We start from the raw sequence: 15,872 nt of genomic DNA on the forward strand, positions 1-15,872 counted from the left end.
TCAATGTTGAGCGATCAGGCGAACGGATCGTCCAGCACGATGGTGTCGTCGCGGTCGGCGCCGGTGGCGACGAGGGCGAGACGGCAGCCGGAAAGTTCTTCCACCGCGCGCAGGTAGGCGCGGGCGGCGGGCGGCAGCTGGTTCCAGTCGCGGATGCCTGCGGTGGATTCTTCCCAGCCCGGGAACTCCAGATACACCGGCTTGCACTCGTCCCAGCCGTCCGCGTCGAGCGGGGCCAGCTCGCGGCGCTTGCCGCGGTACTCGTACGCGATGCAGACCTTGATGGTTTCCAGGCCGTCGAGTACGTCAAGCTTGGTGATCGCCAGGCCGTCGATGCCGTTGATCTGGGTCGCCCGCTTGAGCGCGACCAGATCGATCCAGCCGCAGCGGCGCGGACGGCCGGTGCTGGCGCCGAACTCGTTGCCGACCTTGCGCAGGCGCTCGCCCATGGCGTCGTTCAACTCGGTCGGGAACGGACCGCTGCCGACGCGCGTGGCGTAGGCCTTGCAGATGCCCAGCACGTAGTCGATGTCGCGCGCGCCCACGCCGGTGCCGGCCAGCGCACCACCGATGGTGGTGTTGCTGGAGGTAACGTAGGGATAGGTGCCGTGATCGATGTCGAGCAGCGCGCCCTGCGCGCCCTCGAACAGGATGTTGCCGCCGCTCTTGCGCACGTCGTGCAGGATGGTGGCGACGTCGTCGACCATCGGGCGGATGTATTCACCCCAGGCCAGCGCGTCCTTGAGCACGGTGTCATAGTCGACCGGCTCGGCCTTCAGCCACTGGGTGAGGATGAAGTTGTGATAGTCGACAGCGGTTTTCAGCAGTGCCGGCAGCTCGTGCGGGTACATAAGATCGGCCACGCGCACGCTGCGGCGGGCGACCTTGTCCTCGTACGCCGGGCCGATGCCGCGACCGGTGGTACCGATGGCCTTGCCGCCGGCGGCGATCTCGCGCGCCTTATCCACGGCGATGTGGTACGGCATGATCAGCGGCGTGGCCGGGCTGATCTTGAGGCGCGAGCGCACTTCGACGCCGTTGCCTTCGAGCTCGGCAATCTCTTCCATCAGCGCGGCAGGCGACAGCACCACGCCGTTGCCGATCAGGCACAGCGCGTCGTCGCGCAGGATGCCCGAAGGGATCAGGTGCAGCACGGTCTTTTTGCCCTTGATCACCAGTGTGTGGCCGGCGTTGTGGCCACCCTGGAAACGGGCGACCGCGCTGACGCGCTCGGTCAGCAGGTCGACGATCTTGCCCTTGCCTTCGTCGCCCCACTGGGCACCAAGAATGACTACTGACTTACCCATGATGTTCTCGCTTGAGTCTCAAAATGTTTTACCTCTGGTAAAGAGGCGAGTTCTTTGACGCGGTTTGCAATGCGGTCACATCGCCTGGATCGACGGCGGCTTAGCGCTTCGGCGACGGATCGTTGAAGTAACGCAGGAATTCCGCATCGGGCTTGAGGATCAGCACGCCCTTGCCGTTCTTGAACGCGGTGCTGTACGCAATGAGGCTGCGATAGAAGTTGTAGAACTCCGGATCCTGACCGTACGACTGCGCGTAGATGGCGGCCGCCTGGGCATCGCCGTCGCCACGCACTTTTTCGGCGTCGCGTTCGGCGTCAGCTTTCAGCACCACCACCTGACGATCGGCGTCCGCCTGGATTCGGGTCTTGGCCTCCTGGCCGTCCGAACGCAGCTTGTTGGCTATTTGCACCTGTTCGGCGCGCATGCGTTTGTACACGGCAGCATCGACTTCGGCCGGCAGGTCGATGCCCTTGATGCGCACGTCGACCACTTCCATGCCGAGGCTCTTGCGCGCAGCCGCATCGGCGACCGTGCGGGACTGCTCGGTGATCTGCTGCGTGCCGCCGGCAATGATGTCGTCCAGCTTGTGCGTGCTGAACTGAGCGCGCAATGCGTCGTTGATCAACGGCATCAGGCGCTGCGCGGCCTGCAGCGGATCACCGCCGGTTGCACCGTAATAGGCGGTGGCATTGGCAATGCGCCACTTCACGTAAAAATTGACGTCGACAGTTTTCTTTTCCGCGGTGATGTACTGCTGCGGCTGCGCATCAAGCGACAGGATGCGGTTGTCAATGACGACCACCTGCTGCAGCAACGGAATCTTGGCGTGCAGGCCGGGCTGCTCGTCCGCGCGGACAATGCGGCCAAATTGCAGCACCAGCGCGCTGTGCCCCTCATTGACCACGAACAGGCTGTTGAGCCCGAGGATGATCAGTGCCGCAACCACGGCAGCGATAATGACCTTGTTCATGGCTGCTTGCCTTTGTCGTCTGCGGGCGGCGCATCGATGGTGGCGGGCACCACAGCGTTCACCGTCGTCGAGGCTGCCGGCGCCGCGCTGGATGCTTCGCTGCCGGCGGCCGGAAGGTTGATGACGTTGCGCCCGCCCGAGCCGTCGATGACCTTGGTGTTGTTGGCCATCACCTGCTCCATGGTTTCCAGATACAGGCGGCGGCGCGTGACTTCGGGCGCGCCCTTGTATTCCTTCAGGATCAGGTTGAAGCGGGCGGTATCGCCCTCGGCGCGGGCAATGCGTTCGGCCTTGTAGCCTTCGGCGTTGGCCGCAATGCGCGAGGCGTCACCACGTGCGACGGGCAGCACCTTGCTGGCGTAGGCCTGCGCGGCGTTCTCGCTGCTCTGCTTGTCTTCGCGCGCGTTGTTGACGTCGTCGAACGCGTCCTTGACTTCTTTCGGCGGCGCCACGTTCTGGAAGCTGATGTCGTTGACCTGCATGCCGGCGTTGTAGCTATCCAGCGTTTTCTGCACGGCCGCCTTGGCCTGCCCCGCCAGCGCCGTACCGCCGCCGGAGAGAATCTGATCCATGGTGCTGGCGCCGATCAAGCTGCGCACGGCCGACTCGGCGACGGCCTGCACGGTGCCGTCGGGATCGTTGAGCGAGAACAGGTATTTCTGCGCATCGGTCACTTGATACTGCACGCTGAGGTCGACCGCGATGATGTTCTCGTCGCGTGTCAGCAGGGTGACCTTGTCATTGACCGAACGCACGCGCGCGGCGTCGACTTTTTCGACCGACTCGAACGGCTGCGGCAGCTTGAAGTGCAGGCCCGGACCGAGCGTGCGCGCATACCCGCCGAAGCGCAGCACCACGCCGACCTGACGTGCCTCAATGACCGTGTAACTGCTCAGCAGCAGCCCGACGACGATGAGCACGATGACGCCGGTGATGATGTTGCGCGACATCTGCTTGGGCGAGCCGAGCAGCTTCCTGGCCTGCTTGAAAAACTCATCGAACGGCGACTTGCCGCTGCCGCCGTCCGGCTTGCGGTTGTTCTTGCCCCACGGATCACGCTTCTGCCCGTCGCCGGGTTCATTCCATGCCACTGTCAGTCTCCTTGGAGTCGGGAGGCCGGCAACCACGGCCGGAACACACGTTGAGGGGAATAGCGCATGCGAGGTAGCCAATACAGTCGAAACGGTGTGCTGTCCGGAAGGCTTTTAGCCGCACAAACACCGCAGATTCTAACAGAGAGTGCCGTGATCGTCCGCGGTCCGGCATACGGGTTTCAGGGCAACGGCGCCTCGGCCAGCAATTCGCGCAGGAGCTGGGTCTCGGTGGCATCGCCGCCGCTCAATGGCGCGATGACGCTGCGCGGGGCGTCGATGCGCAGCTGCCAGCCGTGCTCGTCCACCGTTTCACCGGTAATCGCACCGGCCGCCTTGAGCCGGGCATGCAGCCGGCCGGCGGTCAGCGGCAGCTGCAGACCGGACTGGATCCGCTCGCCGCCGAGCAGTTCACCCAGCGCCTGGCGCAGCAGTTCAAGGCCCTCACCCGTGGCGGCGGACAGCCACACCCGCACCGGCTTGCCGGCGGCGTTGCGATCGATGCGCGGCGTGATGCCTGATCGAGCGGGGGCGGCAGCATCTTGAGGTTCGGCGCCGGGCGTCACGCCCTCACCTTGCACGAGGTCGATCTTGTTCATCACCTGCAGCTGCGGCAGATCGCCGGCGTCGATTTCTTCCAGCACGGTGTCGACGACGTGATGCAGGCGATCGCGCTCGTCGTCCGAGGCGTCGCAAACGTGCAGCAGCAGATCGGCATCGCGCGCTTCGGCCAGCGTGGCGCGGAAGGCGGCGACCAGATCATGCGGCAGCTCGCGGATAAAACCGACCGTGTCGGCCAGCACCGCCGGGCCGCAGGCCAGTCCCTCGAGTTTGCGTACGGTGGGGTCGAGCGTGGCGAACAGCTGATCGGCCGCGTAAACCTCGCCGGTGGTCAGCGCATTGAACAAGGTGGATTTACCGGCATTGGTATAACCGACCAGGGCCACGCGCGGCACGGTGTTGCGCAGGCGCGCACGACGCTGCTGGGTGCGCTGGGTCTGCACTTTTTCCAGCCGCTTGGTGAGCATCTTGACCCTCTCGGCGAGCAGCCGGCGATCGAGCTCGAGCTGGGTTTCACCCGGGCCGCGGTTGCCGATGGCGCCGCCACGCTGAGCGTCCAGGTGAGTCCAGCCGCGCACCAGCCGGGTCGCGATGTGCTTGAGCTGGGCAAGCTCCACTTCGAGCTTGCCTTCATGCGAGCGGGCGCGCTGGGCGAAGATATCGAGGATCAGGCCGGCGCGGTCGACCACGCGGATGCCCAGGTGCTCTTCGAGATTGCGCTCCTGCACCGGGGTCAGCTCGTGATCGACCAGCACAAGGTCGGCCCCGACGGCACGTGCGGCCTCGCCCACCTCATCGGCCTTGCCGGTGCCGATGAAATAGCGCGGGTTGGGGTTTTCTACCCGCGCCGCGATGGTGCCGAGCACCTCGGCACCGGCGGACTTGACCAGCTCGGCAAATTCTTCGCCGCGACGCACAGTGTCGTGCTCGGCACGGGAGTGCGGCAGCACGAGCAGGGCGCGATCGCCTCTTTTCTGTCTATCAAACACGTGTGGGTGTGGCCTGATGAAAACCTACCCACTTCATGCGGGCTGCAGCCCCGTCAATCAAGCGTCGGCATCGGCCGATGACGCATCGCCATGGCCATCGTGACCGTCCGGGCCATCGTGACCGTTGCCGATTTTGACGTTGCGGCTGGGCACCACGGTGGAAATGGCGTGCTTGTAGACCATCTGGCTGACCTGATTGCGCAGCAGCACCACAAACTGGTCGAACGACTCGACCGTGCCCTGCAGCTTGATGCCGTTGACCAGATAAATGGCCACCGGTACGCGCTCGCGCCGCAGCGCGTTCAGAAAAGGATCCTGCAACGATTGTCCCTTGGACATTTCTTATTCTCCCCTTGGTGCGACCAGGTCCGAGAAAAAACGCCAATGGCGCCTCGGCCCAACAGTGCCATGATCTTAACCGCTTTTAAATGGCTGATGAAAGGGGATTTTTGCGCCTCGAGTCGGCGTGCGGCAAAGTGCCAAGGCCGACGAATTTCTGGACGCTACTCCGGCGCAAGACACGATTAACGGGGCCGGCCGAGAAAGAGCTCTACGGCATCAACGGCACGGGCCAGAGGAAGCGCCGTATCCGGATCGAATACGCGTGTACCGACGTCACTGCGCAGCCAGGTGATTTGTCGCTTGGCCAGCTGGCGGGTGGCGAAGATTGCGCGGTCGCGGAACTCGGCAGCATCGGTCTTGCCGTCCAGATGCTCCCACGCCTGCCGATAGCCCACGGCACGGATGGCGGGCAGATCCGCGTGCATATCGTGGCGCGCGCGCAGCGTTTTCATTTCATCGAGAAAACCATCGGCGAGCATGGCGTCGAAACGCTGCGCGATGCGCGCGTGCAGCGCGCGTCGGTCCTCGGGCAACAGTGCCAGCTTGAGCACGCGCCAGGGAAAGCGTGCATGGCCGCGCCGCTGAAGCTCGGACAGCGGGCGGCCGGTGAGTTCGATCACTTCAAGCGCACGCTGCAGCCGCTGCGCATCGTGGACGCCGATGCGTGCGGCGGCAGCCGGATCAAGCGCAGCCAGGCGCGCATGCATGGCCGGCCAGCCGATCTGCTGCGCTTCGGCGAACAGCTGCGCGCGCAGCGCGGGATTGGCGTCGGGCAGATCGGACAAACCCTGCTGCAGGGCGCGAAAGTACAGACCGGTACCGCCGACCAGCAGCGGGACCCTGCCCCTTGCCGTGATTTGCTGCATCTGCACCAGCGCGTCGGCCGCGAAATCGGCCGCGGAATAAGGCTGCGACGGTTCGCGAATGTCGATCAGCGCGTGCGGGTAGCGCGCCAGCGTGGCAGCGTCCGGCTTGGCCGTGCCGATGTTCATGCCGCGATACACGAGCGCGGAGTCGACGCTGACCAGGTCCAGCGGAAACTGATCGCTCAGTTCGCATGCCAGCGCTGTTTTGCCTGAAGCCGTGGGGCCCATGAGGAAGATGGCAAGCGGGCGCTGGTCGATGGGCATCGACGCATTGTAAAGGTCTGTTACGCAACCACGCATCGTTAGGCGCTGGTGCGAAACTTGTGACAGAGCCGTCCAAGTACCGGTTCGCAGCGATTGAAGAGGCGCCGCAGCGGCAGCCGGCTTATCTGAGCAACCACCCTCATCACGACGACGTTGACCATGCCCAATTTGCCTCGCTTCCTTTTCGTGTTCATCGCCGTTGGCGGGCCCGCCCTCGGTGGCGTTGCCGCCGCGGCCGCGCCTGCCCTGCCCGATTTCAGCGGCATCTGGCGCTTGAACGATCAGCAGAGCGATAGCCCCGACCAGATCGCCGCACGACTGCGCGCCGAGCGAAAGCGCGAAGAGGCCGCAGCACAACTACCGGCCAGCGCTTCCACCAGCAGTACCCCGCCGAGCAGCGCATCGAATTCGCATGGCGGTCGCGGCGGTGGTCACGGCGGTGGTGGTGGTACGGGTGGCGGCATGGGCGGTGGTGGAGGCCACGGCCACGGCGGCAATCGCAACCAGAGCAAAGACAGCAGCACCGACGGCGTGTCGCCAATCGTCGACACGCCGCCTCCATTGCTAGCGAACGACTCCATCCTCATCGTGTAACAGGACGCCAAACACATGCAGGTCGCCTTGAGCGACAGCGATCAACTCAACGCCAGGCTGGATGGCGTCGCGCAGCAGTCGCTCAACGGCAGCGCGGTGGTGCAAACTAGAAACTACACCGACGGTCTGTCGATCCGCATGCAGTTCGATGGCGGCACGCAGCTGGACGAATTCTGGGCGAAATCGGCCGATGGCCATCACTTGAACGTGACCGAGCAGTGGACGACGCCGACAGCAAGACAACCCATCGTATTCAATCGCAGCTACGACCGGCTGGATATCTGAATCCTCGCGTTGCCTGAGCGCCAATGATGCGGCGCGTCAGGGCGCCGGAGGGTAGAGGCGATCTATAATAAGCGATTGCCGTCACTCCTCCCCCGGATATCCCATGCAGCAGCAGACAATGAAAGCCCTGGTCAAGCGCAAGCCCGAGCAGGGTATTTGGATGGAAGAGGTGCCAATTCCCCAGATCGGCCCGAACGAAGTGCTGATCAAGATGGAGAAGACCGCGATCTGCGGCACCGACCTGCACATCTACAAGTGGGACGAGTGGTCGCAGCGCACGATCAACCCCGGCCTGACGATCGGCCATGAGTTTGTCGGCCGTATCGTCGAGATGGGCCCGGGCGTGACCGGCTACAAGATTGGCGACCGCGTGTCCGCCGAAGGTCATATCGTTTGCGGTCACTGCCGCAACTGCCGCGGCGGACGCACGCATCTTTGCCCGAACACCGTCGGCATCGGCGTGAATCGCAACGGCGCGTTTGCCGAATACATGGCGATGCCGGCATCCAACCTGTGGCCGATTCCCGATCAGATTCCGTCCGAACTGGCGGCGTTCTTCGATCCCTACGGCAACGCCGCGCACTGCGCGCTGGAGTTCGACCTGATCGGCGAGGACGTGCTGATCACCGGCGCCGGCCCGATCGGCATCATTGCCGCCGGTATCGCCAAGCACGTGGGCGCGCGCAATGTGGTGGTGACCGACGTCAACGATTACCGCCTCAAGCTGGCCGCCGACATGGGGGCGACCCGCGTGGTCAACGTTTCCAAGCAGTCGCTCAAGGACGCGATCGCCGATCTGCATATCGAGGGCTTCGACGTCGGCATGGAAATGAGCGGCAACCCGCGCGCCTTCGGCGACATGCTCGACTGCATGTACCACGGCGGCAAGATCGCCATGCTAGGCATCATGCCGCGCGGTGCCGGCATCGACTGGGACAAGGTGATCTTCAAGGGTCTGACCCTGCAGGGCATCTACGGCCGCCGCATGTACGAGACCTGGTACAAGATGACCCAGATGGTGCTGACCGGCTTTCCACTGCAGAAGGTGCTCACCCATCAGATCGCCATCGACGATTTCCAGAAGGGCTTCGACTTGATGGACGCGGGCGTCTGCGGCAAGGTGGTGTGTTCCTGGCACTAAGCGCTGCGCTTTGACGTTCAACGCAACGCCCCGCTTGTGCGGGGCGTTGCCGTTTGAGGCCGGGAAAAGGTGGACTGGCTAACGACTGGCCGACATGCCGCTGGCGTAAACTCGTTTCAGGAAAGTCACAGAACCGCAGCCTAGGGAACGCCCACGTTGCCAAATCGGCCACGCGGGATGACTCGCAACCAGGGGAGCAACGGTCGAATGCGGGAATGGAAACTGCCGCCATGGTCACATCCCTCCACCTGGCGTGAACCGGCGGGAAAATTTTATCGATCGCGCCGCGTGCGCAAGACGCTGTGTATTCTGCTCATCGTACTGGTGGCGTTCGGACTGCTGGGCTTTTTCGCAGCACCGCCGCTGATACGCAGCCAGCTGCAACGTCGATTGAGCCAAACCCTGCAGCGACACGTCAGCGTGCAGCAGGTGCACTTCAATCCGTTCACGCTGCGGCTTGCGCTTGACGGTTTGCATATCGGCGATCGCGATGGCCGCAGCCGGTTCGTCGATGTCGATCATCTGGTGATCAACGCCTCGTGGAGTTCGCTGTTTCGCTTCGCGCCGATTCTCGACCAGCTGCAGCTCGATCGACCGCGCATCCTGCTCTCACGCGACGGGCCGCAGCACTTCAACTTTTCCGATCTGATCGACAAGTTTGCTGGTGGCCCGGCCAAGCCCGATACCTCACCGGCGCGATTCGCGCTGTACAACATCAGCGTGCATCAGGGCGATATCGTTTTCGACGACGGCGTGCTGAAGACACATCACGAAGTGGCCCAGCTCGAACTGGGTGTCCCGTTTATCGCCAGTCTGCCAAGCGATACCGACATTTTCGTACAGCCCCTGCTGGCGATGACGGTAGACGGCAGCGTCGTCAGCCTGGCTGGTCAGATCAAGCCGTTCGCCAGCACGCGCGAGTCGGTGATGCATTTTCATCTCGATCATCTCGACCTGCCCCGCTACCTCGGTTACGTGCCGACGCTGCCGCTATCGGTGGCGAAGGGGCAGCTCTCCGGGGAACTGGATCTGCACTTCGTCGCCGACCCAATAGCGCCTCGTCTGAGCCTCACCGGCGCGCTGCAGTTGGATCAGCTGGCGTTGACCGACGAAGACTCGACGCCGCTGCTCAGCCTTCAACAAGCCCAGGTACAACTGACCGACGTACAGCCGCTGATCTCACGCTACACGTTCGGCACGCTGCGCCTGGATCATCCCGAGTTGCACTACATCAGCTTGATCGGAGGCCACAGCAACTTCGATCCGCTGCTCGGTAACGGCAAACCTGCCGAGGGTGCAAAGAGCGCCGTGCACATTGCACAACTGGATATCGTCGGCGGCCATCTGCTCTACGTCGATAAAACCGGGCCCACACCGACGCAGCTGAGCCTGGACAATCTGCATGGCAGCATCAGCCGATTGGCGACGATGTCGGCACCGCCAGCCGCGCTCGCTATGGCCGCCCAGCTCGATGGCGGCAACGTGAAAGCGAAAGGTACGTTGGATATTGCCGCCAGCGAGTTTCGCGGCCAAGTCAGTCTGGATGCCGTGGACATTACGCCGTTGCAGGCTTTCGGTGAGCCCACGCTTGCGGCAAACCTGAGCGGCAAACTCGCCGCCCATGGACAGCTACAGGCGCAGTGGCATGGTCCCTTCAATGCGCGGCTCAACAGCGCACAGATTACGCTGAGCGATGGCGCGCTGCTGCCGAAAAATCACAAGGATTCGGGCGTGCAGTGGAAATGTCTGCAGCTCGATCTCGACCAGTTCGATCTGGCTGAACAGCAGGCGAAGCTCGCCACGGTGACGCTTAAAGGTTTGACGGTTGATGCCCAACGACTAGCCAACGGCAATATCGATCTGGCCGAACTTGCTTCCTCAACCGCGGTGCCTTCCGCCTCAACGCCACCGTCATCCGCTGCGGATTCCCATAAAAAATCCAGGGCATCCAAAGGCATGCCCCCAGCCGGCGTTTGGCACTGGCACATCGATCATTTCTTGCTTGATGACGGCGCCGTGGCGCTGACCGATCAAAAAACTTCTGGCAAGCCGCAGACCCTGAAGTTCAGCAAGATCAGCCTGAGGGCCGACGGTCTTTCCAACGATATGCATCAGCCGTTGAAGCTCGACACATCGGGCACGATCGGCAAGAACGGCAGCTATCAGATCAGCGGTGCCGTGACGCCACAACCGCTGGACGCGCAGCTGCAGATCAAGACCACGCGACTGAACGTGGCACCGTTCGAGAACTACGGCAACGTGCCGCTGAATGTCCTGGTCAGCAGCGCGCTGCTGACCAGCAACGGGCGGGTCCACTACACGCAGCGCGGCGATCAATCGACGACTGACTACCGTGGCGTCGTCACACTGGGCCGCGTGCGGATCCAGGACAAGGTCAGCGGCGATGATTTCTTGCGCTGGGAGGCGCTGACGCTGAGCGGGCTCAGCGTGCAGCTCGGCGATGGTGCGCCGAAGGTTTCCATCGCGGCGCTGGCGATCGACCAGATCTATGCCCGACTGATCATCAATGCCAATGGACGGCTGAATACGCAGGACGTCGTGACCAACCCAGCCGCCGCACCCGTCTCGGTGACCCGCGCCGAGACCACGCCCGCTCCGGCCGCCAGCGCCGTCGCGCCGGCGATTGTGAGCAATCTGCCCGCCCCTCAGGTGCATATCGGCGCGCTGACGCTGGCGAACAGCCAGCTCAACTACACCGACAACTTCATCAAACCCAACTACACCGCCAATATCACCCAGCTCACCGGCAAGATCGGCGGCTTCGGCACCGATGCCGGGCCGCCGGCCGACCTGAGCCTACAGGGGGAACTCGACGACAACTCGCCGGTGGATATCGAAGGCTCGATCAATCCGCTGGCGCCGGTGGCGTTTCTCGATATCACCGGCAAAGCGGAGGGCATCGAGCTGACCAACCTCAGTGCCTACTCCGGCAAATACACCGGCTATCCGATTGCCAAAGGCCGACTCAATGCCGACGTTCATTACAGGCTGGATCAGCGAAAGCTGTCGGCCGACAACCATATCTTCATCGACCAGCTGACCTTCGGCGACCGCATCGAAGGCAAGGGCATCAGCCACCTGCCGGTCAAGCTCGCGGTCGCCTTGCTGAAGGATTCGCAGGGTCGCATCGACGTGCATCTGCCGGTTTCCGGCTCGCTGGATGATCCCAAGTTCAGCGTCGGCGGGCTGGTCTGGCACGCCTTCGTCAACCTGATCGGTCGGGCCGTCACCGCGCCGTTCCGGCTGCTGGCCTCCGCATTCAGCGGCAGCTCGGGCCAAGATCTGGGCTATGTGGAATTTGCCCCGGGCAGCACCGAACTCAGCGCCGACGCTCAGAAAAAGCTCGCGCTTATCGTGAAGGCGCTGACCGAAAAGCCCTCGCTCAACCTGGACATCATCGGCCGCGCGGATCCTTCCAAGGATGAAAAAGGCCTGCGCAGCGTCACCGTCGACCAGCTCGTTCGCGCCGAGCAGCGCGACGATGAAGGCGACAAGACAGATGCAGCGGCTACGACCAACGACGCACCGCTGAGTTCGGACAATTACAACAAGTATCTGGCCAAAGCCTACAAGCACGCCAAGTTCAAGAAGCCGCGCGACCTGATTGGGCTGACCAAATCGCAGCCGCCAGAGGTAATGAAGAGCATGCTGGAGGCCAATGTATCCACGGACACCGACGCCATGCGCCATTTGGCGCAGCAGCGCGCCGCTGCCGTGCGCGGCTGGCTGCGTGGCAAAGTACCGGACAAGCGATTGTTCGTGCTGGCACCCAAACTCGATACCAAGGGTATCGACGACAAGGGCGCGACCACACGCGTCGACTTCGGCCTGCACTGAAGATATGCCGGCGTGTTGCGACGAGATGACGCCCAAGGTTTTCTGATTGGCGCCGAAGGCTCACAATGGGCGCTTTCCTCCAGTCGGAATTTCCCCTCATGAGCTACCCCGGCCAGGCGCGCTACCAGAGCGAACTCGAATCCATCCGCGAACTGGGCCTGTTCAAGGCCGAGCGCATCATCACCTCGCCGCAGTCAGCGGAAATCACCCTGGCCGACGGCCGCAAGGTATTGAATTTCTGCGCCAATAATTATCTTGGACTGGCCGATCATCCCGACGTGATCCAGGCCGCGAAAGACGCGTTGGATACGCACGGCTTCGGTATGGCGTCGGTGCGCTTCATCTGCGGCACGCAGGACCTGCACAAGCAGCTGGAAGCGAAGATTGCCGAGTTCTTCGGTACCGAGGACACCATCCTCTATGCGGCCTGCTTCGATGCCAACGGCGGGCTGTTCGAACCGCTGTTCGGCGAAGAAGACGCAATCATCTCCGACGCGCTCAACCACGCATCGATCATCGACGGCATCCGCCTGTGCAAGGCCAAGCGCTTTCGCTACGGCAATTGCGACATGGCCGACCTGGAAGCGCAGCTGCAAGCCGCTGACGCCGCCGGCGCGCGCACCAAGCTCATCACCAGCGACGGCGTCTTTTCCATGGACGGCTTTATCGCGCCGCTGGACCAGATCACCGCACTGGCGAAGAAGTACAACGCGCTGGTCCACATCGACGAATGCCACTGCACGGGGTTTCTTGGCGAACATGGTCGCGGCGCAGCCGAAGTACACGGCGTCATGGACAAGATCGATATCTTCACCGGCACGCTGGGCAAGGCGCTCGGCGGCGCGCTAGGTGGGTTCACCACCGGCCGCAAGGAAGTGATCGAGATGTTGCGCCAGCGTTCGCGCCCCTATCTTTTCTCCAATTCGCTGCCGCCCCACGTGGTTGCCGCGGGTATCAAGGTATTCGACATGCTGGTTTCCGCTGGCGACCTGCGCAAAAAAGTGCAGGACAACACGCGCTACTTCCGCGAACAGATGACGACCGCTGGCTTCGACATTCGTCCGGGCGTGCACCCAATCGTACCGGTGATGATTTACGACGCGCCAAAGGCGCAGGCCATGGCCTCCGCCTTGCTGGAGCAGGGCATCTACGTGACAGGTTTTTTCTTTCCGGTCGTTCCGCAGGGCAAGGCGCGCATACGCACGCAAATGAGCGCGGCGCATACGCGTGAGCATCTGGACAAGGCCATTGCTGCGTTCACACAGGTGGGCAAACAGCTGGGTGTGATCGGCGCCTAACCGCTGCGAACAACGCGCCTTCGCTATCGACGGGTATCGAGAAGGCTCACTTCTTCGGCAGTGAGCTGGCGCCACTGACCCTTGGCCAACTCGCCGAGTGGGAGCTCGCCAATGGCGACGCGAATGAGGCGCAACACATCGAAACCCAGCGCGGCGAGCAGACGGCGAATGTGGCGATTGCGTCCTTCGTCCAGCACGACCTCGAGCCATGCGTTTTTTTCACCGGCTCGAAGCACGATGGCGCGTTTGGCTTTCAGCACCTCGCCGGACTCATTGACGCCCGCCAGCATGTTGGCCAGTACGACATCGTCCGGCTGGCCGACCACCTGGACGTGATACGTCTTCTCGAGGTGCGTCATCGGTTCGGTAATGCCGGATGCCCATGCCGTGTCGTTACTGAGCAACAACAAGCCCTCACTCGCCTTGTCGAGCCTTCCCACCGGCCCCAGCCATGGCAGACCCGCAGCAGCCAGCGCGGTGTAGACGGTAGCGCGACCCTTTTCGTCAGACGTACTGACAACCAATCCGCGCGGCTTGTTGAACATCACATACACATGGGCCTCGGCGGTGACGTTGACGCCATCCACTGCAATCACGGACCGATGCATCAACGTGGGAAACTGCGGATCGCGCTCGAGTCGACCATCCAAGCTTACCCGCCCCTCGCGTATCCACTGCTCGGCCTGAGTCCGCGAACAGATACCCATCTTGGACAATACCCGGGCCAGACCGAATCGCGGAGCTTTGGTGATCGCAGTTGTCCGCGTTGAACGTGAAATGGAGCGGTGCATCGGCGTAGGGTATCGGCGTTGGCTGCCGCGCCACAAGATTTGGTGCGCGACATTGCCTGAAAGTCGTTTGCCAAAACGCCAATCGCACACCAACGCCCATAAAAAAACCCGGCCGAAGCCGGGTTTTTTTATTTACTTGCTGCGATCTATTACTGCTTGACCTGCAGCTCGGTACGACGGTTCTGGGCGCGACCGGCATCCGTGGCGTTGTCGCCGATCGGATCGTTCTTGCCGTGACCGATCGGACCGTCGAGGCGGCTGGCGTCGATACCGTGGCTGGTCAGGTAGTCATACACGATCTGCGCACGACGCTCCGACAGGCTCTGGTTGTACGCATCGGTACCCTTGCTGTCGGTGTAGCCAGCAACGGTCACGTGCACCTGCGGGTAACGCTGCAGCGTGTCGACGGCCTGATTCAGCACAGCCAGCGAGTCAGCAGTCGGAACGGCGAGTGCCTTGCCGATTTCGCTGGCCTTGACGTGGCCCTTCTTCGGGAAGTCGAACTTGAAGTTCACGCCGCGCAGGTCGATGACGACCTTCTGCGGGCAACCGTCAGGTCCGACGATCGTGCCGGCCGGGGTGTTCGGGCACTTGTCGTCGCAATCGTTCACGCCGTCGTGGTCGCTGTCCATCGTGGAGCAGTCAGCCGGTGCCGGGGCCGGAGCGACAACCGGAGCCGGAGCGGCCGGCGGTGCACCGAAGCGCGAGACGATGCTCAGGCCCAGGAACGCATCGCCGTAACCGTTGCGGTTGGTGTTGTTGCCGGTGGTAGCAAATGCAGGGTTGCTGCTGGTGCTGTCGTCAAAGTCATAGCGGTAGCCGGCTTCCAGACGCACGTCGGTGCTGTCAGTAACGGTCTTGGACACGCCGACGCCGAGCTCAGCAGCCGGCGACCAGCCGCTGTCATACGGGTTGTTGTGATGGCTGCCCAGCACGCCAGCGAGCAGGTACGGGCGGAACGCATTCCAGTCGCCCACGTAATAACGAGCGGCGATGCCGACGTTGTTGTTCGCCCAGGAACCGTCGCCCTGACCGCCGCCGTTGGCCGGACCGCGATCGATCTTGCGCTTGGTGCGATCGACAAACAGGTCGATCGACAGATTCGGGGTGAAGAACTTGCCGAAGCCCAGGCCGTAATAGAACTGGCGGCTGTTGGTGTTGCGCTTGTCGTCGTTGTAGTAGCCGCCGACGGTCGGGGCGATGTACCAACGGTCGTCAAAGCTCGAAACCGGAGCCATCGAGGCCGAGCTGTCACCGGCCGGAGCAGCTGCGTCTTGCGCATGAACGGCACCTACGCCGCCCAGGGCCAGCGCGATCAGAAAATATAAGCCCTTACGATTCATCAGGTGTCTCCTCATTTTTAGGTTTTTTTTCGCGTCCGTTCAAATAAAACCGGAAATCGCGTATTAGAACTAAGTTACGTCATTCAGGGTTTTAAGCCCGTGCCTGGCGTTCATGCAACAAGCGGTGGAGAGTGTAGCAAATTCGTTAAGTGGTTGGGGAGTTAACACATTG

Annotated in this window: 13 protein-coding genes; 5 read left to right on the forward strand and 8 right to left on the reverse strand. The window is 62.7% G+C overall.

The features are described from left to right. Positions 1-14: 14 nt before the first annotated feature. From ACDK93_RS11630 to miaA, 6 genes are all read right to left on the reverse strand, one after another. The gene (locus tag ACDK93_RS11630; protein ID WP_458068773.1) at positions 15-1,307 is read right to left on the reverse strand and encodes an adenylosuccinate synthase; all 1,293 of its coding nucleotides are present in this window, start codon (positions 1,305-1,307) and stop codon (positions 15-17) included. A gap of 100 nt (positions 1,308-1,407) precedes the next feature. After that, positions 1,408-2,277 carry a protease modulator HflC gene (gene hflC / locus ACDK93_RS11635; protein ID WP_458068775.1) on the reverse strand — a complete coding sequence of 290 codons (870 nt, stop codon included), beginning with the start codon at positions 2,275-2,277 and terminating at the stop codon, positions 1,408-1,410. Then, entirely contained in the window at positions 2,274-3,368 is a 1,095-nt protein-coding gene (gene hflK / locus ACDK93_RS11640) for an FtsH protease activity modulator HflK (protein ID WP_458068777.1), read from the reverse strand. The genes hflC and hflK overlap by 4 nt, the downstream gene beginning before the upstream one ends. Positions 3,369-3,550: 182 nt before the next feature. Then, on the reverse strand, positions 3,551-4,918 hold the full coding sequence (hflX, locus tag ACDK93_RS11645; protein ID WP_458068779.1) for a ribosome rescue GTPase HflX: 1,368 nt from the start codon (positions 4,916-4,918) through the stop codon (positions 3,551-3,553). Positions 4,919-4,975: 57 nt separating this feature from the next. Continuing rightward, positions 4,976-5,257 (reverse strand): RNA chaperone Hfq, encoded by a 282-nt coding sequence (hfq, locus tag ACDK93_RS11650; RefSeq protein WP_458068781.1) that lies wholly within the window; start codon positions 5,255-5,257, stop codon positions 4,976-4,978. A gap of 185 nt (positions 5,258-5,442) precedes the next feature. After that, on the reverse strand, positions 5,443-6,390 hold the full coding sequence (gene miaA / locus ACDK93_RS11655) for a tRNA (adenosine(37)-N6)-dimethylallyltransferase MiaA (protein ID WP_458068782.1): 948 nt from the start codon (positions 6,388-6,390) through the stop codon (positions 5,443-5,445). A 159-nt stretch (positions 6,391-6,549) separates the two neighbouring features. Here miaA and ACDK93_RS11660 point away from each other — a divergent pair, with 159 nt between their 5' ends. The 5 genes from ACDK93_RS11660 to kbl all read left to right on the forward strand — a co-directional run bounded on the left by ACDK93_RS11660 (position 6,550) and on the right by kbl (position 13,566). Continuing rightward, a complete protein-coding gene (locus ACDK93_RS11660) occupies positions 6,550-6,984 on the forward strand; it encodes a hypothetical protein (protein WP_458068784.1) in 435 nt (144 codons plus the stop codon). 15 nt (positions 6,985-6,999) lie between these two features. After that, complete coding sequence (locus ACDK93_RS11665) at positions 7,000-7,269, forward strand: hypothetical protein (RefSeq protein ID WP_458068786.1); 270 nt, start codon at positions 7,000-7,002, stop codon at positions 7,267-7,269. A gap of 118 nt (positions 7,270-7,387) precedes the next feature. After that, positions 7,388-8,410, forward strand: a complete 1,023-nt coding sequence (gene tdh, locus ACDK93_RS11670) for an L-threonine 3-dehydrogenase (RefSeq protein ID WP_458072432.1) — start codon at positions 7,388-7,390, stop codon at positions 8,408-8,410. A gap of 207 nt (positions 8,411-8,617) precedes the next feature. Beyond that, positions 8,618-12,268, forward strand: a complete 3,651-nt coding sequence (locus ACDK93_RS11675) for a DUF748 domain-containing protein (protein WP_458068787.1) — start codon at positions 8,618-8,620, stop codon at positions 12,266-12,268. A gap of 98 nt (positions 12,269-12,366) precedes the next feature. Continuing rightward, complete coding sequence (gene kbl / locus ACDK93_RS11680; protein WP_458068789.1) at positions 12,367-13,566, forward strand: glycine C-acetyltransferase; 1,200 nt, start codon at positions 12,367-12,369, stop codon at positions 13,564-13,566. A 23-nt stretch (positions 13,567-13,589) separates the two neighbouring features. Here kbl and ACDK93_RS11685 read toward each other — a convergent pair whose 3' ends face one another. Both ACDK93_RS11685 and ACDK93_RS11690 read right to left on the reverse strand, forming a co-directional pair. Continuing rightward, entirely contained in the window at positions 13,590-14,357 is a 768-nt protein-coding gene (locus tag ACDK93_RS11685; RefSeq protein ID WP_458072434.1) for a pseudouridine synthase, read from the reverse strand. Positions 14,358-14,506: 149 nt separating this feature from the next. Further along, positions 14,507-15,700: an OmpA family protein gene (locus tag ACDK93_RS11690; RefSeq protein WP_458068791.1), complete on the reverse strand. Its 1,194-nt coding sequence runs from the start codon at positions 15,698-15,700 to the stop codon at positions 14,507-14,509. Between the last annotated feature and the right edge of the window lie 172 nt (positions 15,701-15,872).

The organism is Rhodanobacter sp. BL-MT-08 (assembly GCF_054161255.1).

What these genes read in the sequence shown, in the direction of transcription:
- ACDK93_RS11630 (WP_458068773.1), bottom strand. Translation starts at nt 1,307, where the DNA reads ATGGGTAAGTCAGTAGTCATTCTTGGTGCCCAGTGGGGCGACGAAGGC.
- hflC (WP_458068775.1), bottom strand. Translation starts at nt 2,277, where the DNA reads ATGAACAAGGTCATTATCGCTGCCGTGGTTGCGGCACTGATCATCCTC.
- hfq (WP_458068781.1), bottom strand. Translation starts at nt 5,257, where the DNA reads ATGTCCAAGGGACAATCGTTGCAGGATCCTTTTCTGAACGCGCTGCGG.
- miaA (WP_458068782.1), bottom strand. Translation starts at nt 6,390, where the DNA reads ATGCCCATCGACCAGCGCCCGCTTGCCATCTTCCTCATGGGCCCCACG.
- ACDK93_RS11660 (WP_458068784.1), top strand. Translation starts at nt 6,550, where the DNA reads ATGCCCAATTTGCCTCGCTTCCTTTTCGTGTTCATCGCCGTTGGCGGG.
- ACDK93_RS11665 (WP_458068786.1), top strand. Translation starts at nt 7,000, where the DNA reads ATGCAGGTCGCCTTGAGCGACAGCGATCAACTCAACGCCAGGCTGGAT.
- tdh (WP_458072432.1), top strand. Translation starts at nt 7,388, where the DNA reads ATGAAAGCCCTGGTCAAGCGCAAGCCCGAGCAGGGTATTTGGATGGAA.
- ACDK93_RS11675 (WP_458068787.1), top strand. Translation starts at nt 8,618, where the DNA reads ATGCGGGAATGGAAACTGCCGCCATGGTCACATCCCTCCACCTGGCGT.
- kbl (WP_458068789.1), top strand. Translation starts at nt 12,367, where the DNA reads ATGAGCTACCCCGGCCAGGCGCGCTACCAGAGCGAACTCGAATCCATC.
- ACDK93_RS11685 (WP_458072434.1), bottom strand. Translation starts at nt 14,357, where the DNA reads ATGCACCGCTCCATTTCACGTTCAACGCGGACAACTGCGATCACCAAA.
- ACDK93_RS11690 (WP_458068791.1), bottom strand. Translation starts at nt 15,700, where the DNA reads ATGAATCGTAAGGGCTTATATTTTCTGATCGCGCTGGCCCTGGGCGGC.